Annotated in this window: 4 protein-coding genes; 1 reads left to right on the forward strand and 3 read right to left on the reverse strand. The window is 51.0% G+C overall.

Features of this window, described 5'->3' with window-relative positions:
- Window positions 1-357: 357 nt before the first annotated feature.
- The 3 genes from LQZ19_RS02135 to LQZ19_RS02145 form a co-directional block, all read right to left on the reverse strand.
- Window positions 358-3,834 carry a WD40 domain-containing protein gene (locus tag LQZ19_RS02135; RefSeq protein ID WP_411045989.1) on the reverse strand — a complete coding sequence of 1,159 codons (3,477 nt, stop codon included), beginning with the start codon at window positions 3,832-3,834 and terminating at the stop codon, window positions 358-360.
- A 257-nt stretch (window positions 3,835-4,091) separates the two neighbouring features.
- Entirely contained in the window at window positions 4,092-4,427 is a 336-nt protein-coding gene (locus LQZ19_RS02140) for a hypothetical protein (protein ID WP_411045990.1), read from the reverse strand.
- On the reverse strand, window positions 4,428-4,598 hold the full coding sequence (locus tag LQZ19_RS02145) for a hypothetical protein (protein WP_411045991.1): 171 nt from the start codon (window positions 4,596-4,598) through the stop codon (window positions 4,428-4,430). It abuts the gene before it with no gap.
- Window positions 4,599-4,877: 279 nt separating this feature from the next.
- Between LQZ19_RS02145 and LQZ19_RS02150 the strand changes: the two genes are divergently transcribed.
- A partial coding sequence (locus tag LQZ19_RS02150) for a PD-(D/E)XK nuclease family transposase (protein ID WP_411045992.1) occupies window positions 4,878-5,061 on the forward strand: 184 nt, incomplete at its 3' end.

The following is a 5,061-nucleotide window of genomic DNA, read 5'->3' on the forward strand; positions in this document are numbered from 1 at the left end:
TGCCTAACTAAGTTTGGGGAGAGTTTGTCGGGCGCGGCTACGCCGGCGCTTTTACACTTAGCCTGTGTTTGAGCGTATTTCCCGGGAGCCGGAGGTGCCTAACTAAGTTTGGGGAGAGTTTGTCGGGCGCGGCTACGCCGGCGCTTTTACACTTAGCCTGTGTTTGAGCGTATTGCATGGGAACCGGGGGGGGCTAACTAAGTTTGGCGTAGAAGGCGCGGGGAAAAGAGGGGGGGTTTCTTTAATTTTTTTTCATCTTTTTCGCCTTCTGCGCCTTCGTGGTTTTTTATTCTTCTTAAGTTTATGCTATTATGCCATGCGCCGAAAATGATTTCCAACGGGAAGGGTGTGACCGGTTTATTTCAAATCCGATACGGTAAAGTTGCGGAACCCGTTGGGGGCATCCGCTACCGGGTGCTGGGCTTCTCCGGTAAGGGTCGGCACCGTTTCCATGACATAGGCGGCTAATTCCATCATAGATACCCGGCTGTCTTTGATCAGGTCGGCTGCGCCTTTCATGCCGGTAATAATGCTGTAGGTGAATATCCCGTGCCGGTAGTCCCGGCTTTCCTGGGAATATTCCGTACCCTGGCTGGAAGTGAAAATCACCGTGCTGCCGTCTACCCGGAGCGAGCGGGCCAGCTGAGTGCCGTCCACTGCCTGCCGCCCCGTTACTCCCTCGGAATGGCAGGAGTCGATGAAAACCAGCTTTTGACCGGGGATTTCCAACACCCCGTACAGGTCCCGGTGGCTTATGGCCTTTGAGGGCCGGATGGAACCGTCGGCGTCAAAGGCCGCATCGGAGGGGAGGAAAAAGAAGTTTCCCCCGTCATCGTTCATACCGTGGCCGGCGATAAAGAGGGCAACCACATCCTGCTGCCCCGCCTTTCGTAAATACGAAAGGTTATCCATGATAGCATCCCTGGTGGGCGCGATGGATGCGCCGTCGGCAATGAGGAGGCTGTTGACCTTCCCGTAGAGCTTCCCCTCCTGGGCCTTGAATACATTGATGATTTCCGTTGCATCGTTCACCGCATACTCAAGGTTTTTGATGATTTTGTCATCATACCGGTTAACCCCGACGGAGAGTATCCAGAGGTTGGGAAGGGGCGCCCGCTGGGATGTCCGCAGGTTCACTTCCGCCAGGGCCCGGCCTTCCGAATACCCGTTAAAGGCCAGCACTTCAATGCGGTTTTCCCCGGGCTCCAGGTTTACCGGGAAGCGGAACTCCACCTGTTTCTCGTTCCCCGTTACATTCAGGCTCGCGGACTCCACCACAATCCCCCGGCTTCCGGAAAATCTGCCCAGTTCGTCGCTCCCCACACGCCTGCCGTTGACCAGGACCTTTATGTTTTTGATGGGCTGGGATGCGTCCATTATCACTACCGAAAGATCTACGGTTCCTGCGGTAGTAGTACTGCCGCCGCTTACCGGGCTGAGGATGATTACCGCCGGGGGTGAAAACGAGGCGGCATCCTGGATGCTCATGGCGGTACCGGCGATACGCGTACCGGCGCTGCCGGACAGCCGGGCTTCCACCACCGCCGGGCGGTCAAAGGTGGCGCGATACTGGTCTATGCCGTAGACATTGTTCCCCACCCGCACGTTGAGGTGCCGGTCGCCGTTGAGGGAGGCTTTGTAGTAGCCGTCGGGGGTTAACCAGACCCATTCGCCATCGGTGAAGCTGACGTATTGGGCGAGTTCCTCGCCCGTAGAGGCATCCCAGATGCGGGCGGTATGGTCATAAGACGCGGAGACTATCCGCTGACCATCGGGGCTATACGCTACGTAATGTACACCATAGCTTTGTCCATGTCCATAAAGGATCTGCTGCTGCCCGCTCTCCACATCGGATATTTTGAGGGTGTTACTACCCACGGAACAGGAAACAATATTTCGTCCATCGGGGCTATAGGCCATGGACCATACTAAACCTTCGTTAGAAATGGTTTGTAACTTCTGCCCGTTTTTTGCATCATATATCACTATATCACCACTACCACTACCACCACCGGCAGCCATCTGCCGCCCATCGGGGCTATATGCCACGGAATATACCGAAAGGTTACGCGGCAGAGAAAGATTTCGTAATTCCTGACCGCTCTCCGCATCCCATATTTTTAAATTGTGGATACCAGACGTCCCGGAAACTATTTGCCGCCCATCGGGGCTAAACGCAATGGTCATAGCCGTCTGCCAATTAGAAAACCCGGAAATGGTTCGCAATTCCTGACCGCTTTCCACGTCCCATATGCTGACAAAGGATTCGTTCCCCTTCCCAGTCCCACTATATCCACCGGCTATCTTACGCCCATCGGGGCTGTATGCCAGGGATTTAAGCCCTCCGCTGCTCTGTGCGGAAAAGGTTCGTAACTCCTGACCGCTTTCCACATCCCATACCTTAATTGTTCTGTCCAGGCTTTTACAGACTAATCGCCGCCCATCGGGGCTATATACTACAGGACCATACCCGGGAAAGGCTTGCAATTCCTGCCAGCTCTCAAAACTCCATATTTTGATTATATTTCCTGACGGAATGGCAAGCTGCCGCCCGTCGGGACTAATCGCCATGGAACCTACCCCGGCTGCCCCGGCAAAGGTCTGTTCCTGCCAGCTCTCGGTATCCAGTATTCTGTCATTAATGGCTAGCTGCCGCCCGTTGGGACTATATGCTATTTGTTTTACTGCATCATGATTAATGGAAAGTGAATGTAATTCCTGACCGCTTTCTGAATCCCATATCTTGTATATAGTATTGTGAGAAAAACTCGAGACTATCTGCCGTTTATCAGAGTTATATGCCAGGAGTTCGCCAGGGTTGGAGATAGTCAGCAGTTCCCGTCCGCTCTCCGCATCCCTTATTATAATGTCAGTCCCGTTCCGAACGGCTATCCGCAGCCCATCGGCGCTATGGATAAATGTATTACTATCAAGAGTCCAGAGTTCCCGTCCGCTCTCTGCATCCAATACTTTATATTTATAATCCCAACTTCTTATTTCAGAGCTGTAAAGTATTAGCCGTCCATTGGGGTTATATTCAACGGTTTCACCAACACTAAGTCCGGAAAAACTTGAGAGTTCCCGTCGGCTCTCCGCATCCCATATCTTAATAGTGTTATCGGCGGACCCGGATACTATCCGCCGCCCATCGGGACTAAACGCTACTGAATTTACCGCCCCGGAATGTCCGGAAAGGGTCCGCAATTTCTTCCCTGTCTCTGTATCCACCATCTTGATTGTTTTATTAGCGGATCCAAAAACTATCCATTGCCCATCGGGGCTGATCGCTACTGACTTTATTATATCCCGTTCTTTGGCGTATCTAAAGACACGCAGTTCCCGCTGATTTACCATATCCCATAGGCGAATTGCACTTTCGTACCCATTATACCACCAGGAAACCGTCCGTCGCCCATCGGGGGACAGTAGCAAATTCGTCTCTGATTGCAATTGATGCCCGTTTTCCGCATCCCATATTTTTATAATTGTTAGGTAACCAGGCGATTCCTTGGAGATTATATACCGCCCATCGTAGCTTATAGTCCCGGTTTGTACTCCTGACGTGGAAATGGTCCGCAGTTCCCGTCCGCTCTCCACATCAAATATCTTGATTGGTCCATTCCGATACAGATAGGCCATGCGCCGCCCATCGGGGCTATAGGCAACGGCAACCACCTGACCATGCCCCAACTGGGGAAATACCTCCACCCCGGTATCACTATCGGCTGAGCTTGCCTCGGCAAACGGGGCAGCAGACCGACACCCGGCGCAGAACAGCGCCGCTATGACCAGCGCCGCCGCGATGGCAGGTTTTTTCATCAAATTACCGTACATGGGGAGCCTCCATTTTTACCGTAGCCGAGACAGTATACACCGGTTTTGTCGGCATGAAAATAGGAGTGCACGGCAGCGGGGACTTTTATCTTTTTGCCTGCGGCAACATCCAGGTGCTTGAACTGTACCGAATGGGATGGCAAATAGAATTAGTGTTTAAGCGGTTGACAGTTTATGATGTTGTGCCAGGCGCCAAAATTGCCTATATGACGGTATCTTTCAACGGTAATAAATCAAAGAACATAAGCCGTGTTTTTTCATGGGTATCGTTTTCCATGAAAAAACCAAACCCGTTCTTCTGGTAAAAGCGCAGGGTAGAAATTCCGCCGTTTTTCAAATTTTATATGCCGGTTTATCCGATTCCAGACGGGCTTGTTTTCGGCCCGTTGGATTTTGTCGTTGGAAAGGCTGAAAAATCCAGCCGTTTTATTTTCCGCTTCGAGGACATAGGTTACGGTCAATAACTGTTCATAGTACGGCAGGGCTTCCTGGGAAAAGAAATCATTTAAGTCCCTATCGGTACAGTCAAAATCTTTTATAAGATACCCTGACTGTAGTTTTAACAGGGAATACTGGCCGAGATTGAGGGCCATTTAACGGGGGTTATCCTCTTTCATGAGGGGCCTGAGAAGGGCATAGGCTTCTTTGACAGCCCGCGCTTCTTCGATGGGGACGGTTTTGCCTACATTTTCTTCGGCCATTTTGAAAAACCGTTCCGCTTCTTTGCCCTTTAATACCGGGGTGTCTTTTATAGGTAACGCCATGATATTGCCTCTGTAATAGATACTACTAAACTATGGGGGATTTGGCAAGACGGAGGAATTTACCGTATCGATACATTGACCTAATGCCAAAACCTTTTGCAATTCCATCCGAAATATGGCCTTTTTCACATTTACGGTTTTCCGGCGGTAAGCCAAAGGGTGCCAGGCGCCGAAATTCCCGGTAAAAAATCCTAGGCATTTTCCTAAAAAACAAAAATATTTCTCCGCAGACTAAAGCAAAATCAGGGTCCAACTCCCTATGTAGGGCAGGAGGTTTTTATGAAAAAACCAGTGCTCAAAATTATGGTGGACTATGTGTTCAAGCTCATCTTCGGCGACCAGCGGAATATCGATATTCTTGCCGGTTTTTTAAAGGTTGCCCTGAATCTGCCCGAGGCAGAATACGACAGTCTAACCATCGTGGACCCCAATCTCAAACGGGAGTTTGCAGATGACAAAGCAG

Source organism: Treponema primitia (assembly GCF_046533075.1).
In the GTDB taxonomy this organism is placed as follows: Bacteria; Spirochaetota; Spirochaetia; order Treponematales; family Breznakiellaceae; genus Termitinema; species Termitinema primitia_B.

Coding starts and splice junctions, on each gene's coding strand:
- LQZ19_RS02135 (WP_411045989.1), bottom strand. CDS start 3,834: ATGTACGGTAATTTGATGAAAAAACCTGCCATCGCGGCGGCGCTGGTC.
- LQZ19_RS02140 (WP_411045990.1), bottom strand. CDS start 4,427: ATGGCCCTCAATCTCGGCCAGTATTCCCTGTTAAAACTACAGTCAGGG.
- LQZ19_RS02145 (WP_411045991.1), bottom strand. CDS start 4,598: ATGGCGTTACCTATAAAAGACACCCCGGTATTAAAGGGCAAAGAAGCG.